Here is a 1,065-nt window from a genome sequence, read left to right as displayed (position 1 = left end):
TCAAATTAAGTGCAACACAGTTTTATAAAAGATTTCATAAGGTGTTTTCCAATTCAAACATTTTTTGGGACGTGTATTTAATTTCGTTGCCCAACCTTGTATCTCTTCATCAGTTGCATCTGTCAAATCAACACCTTTCGGTGAGTACTCTCTAAGGAGTCCATTTGTATTCTCATTAGATCCTCTTTGCCAAGGGGCATGAGGATCTGGAAAATAAATTTGCGTATTATTTAATTCCTCAGTCAATCGGGCGTGTTGACTGAATTCTTTACCACGGTCAGGTGTAATGGTTTTACAAAAATTAGAATCAATACCTTGTAGTAATTTAATCATTTGGTCAACTACCGGCTTAGAAGCTTTCTTCTCAGATTTACCGATTAGTAATAACCTAGATTTTCTATCAACTAGCGTTACTAAGCACGCTTTACCAGTTTGACCTGCAACTGTATCTGCTTCCCAATGACCAATCTCAGTTCGTTTATTAGCGCTATCTGGTCGTTCATGAATCGTATTGGAGATAGGGATCTTTCCTCTTCTCTCTACGTGATTTTTAGAATGGCGTGTTTTACCTCTGTGTCTTAATTTACGGATAGCGCCTCGATTACCGGTTGATAAACCAGGCTCATCGAAGTCGCCACGATAAATTGCACGATAGATAGTATTATAACTGATTTTATTTTTGGAATTTTCAAGGTTCAAACGACCAGAAATTTGTTCTGGAGACCATTGTTCGTTGAGAAATAGTCGTTTGACCAACTGGAAAATAGAGTCTTTATCTAGCGTGCGATGTCTGCCACATAGTTGTTTTCTACGTTTATACTCTCCATGAGCAGTTGACGGTGAATAACTGCCATCCTTGTTTGAATTACGATGTAATTCTCTTGAGATAGTCGATTTAGAACGGTCCAGGGTCTCGGATATATGCCCGATAGTTTCGCCTTGTTCATACATTAGGAATATTGTTTCTCGCTCATTCATGGTAAGATGTGTGTATGGATTCATAGCTTTCTCCTTCTAATAGTTGGTTGGTACATCTATTTTATAGGAAAACTATGGATCTTTTTT

1 protein-coding gene is annotated in these 1,065 nt (G+C 37.7%); it reads right to left on the bottom strand.

The features are described from left to right. Window positions 1-1,002 (bottom strand): IS30 family transposase, encoded by a 1,002-nt coding sequence (locus tag EF384_RS09550; RefSeq protein ID WP_123781482.1) that lies wholly within the window; start codon window positions 1,000-1,002, stop codon window positions 1-3. Window positions 1,003-1,065 lie beyond the last annotated feature (63 nt).

Origin of the sequence: Aerococcus agrisoli, from assembly GCF_003797145.1 — a bacterium.
Lineage (GTDB): Bacteria > Bacillota > Bacilli > Lactobacillales > Aerococcaceae > Aerococcus > Aerococcus agrisoli.
Note: the sequence above shows the minus strand (reverse complement) of the source record. Positions and strands in the feature narration are given on the sequence as shown.

Coding starts and splice junctions, on each gene's coding strand:
- EF384_RS09550 (WP_123781482.1), bottom strand. CDS start 1,002: ATGAATCCATACACACATCTTACCATGAATGAGCGAGAAACAATATTC.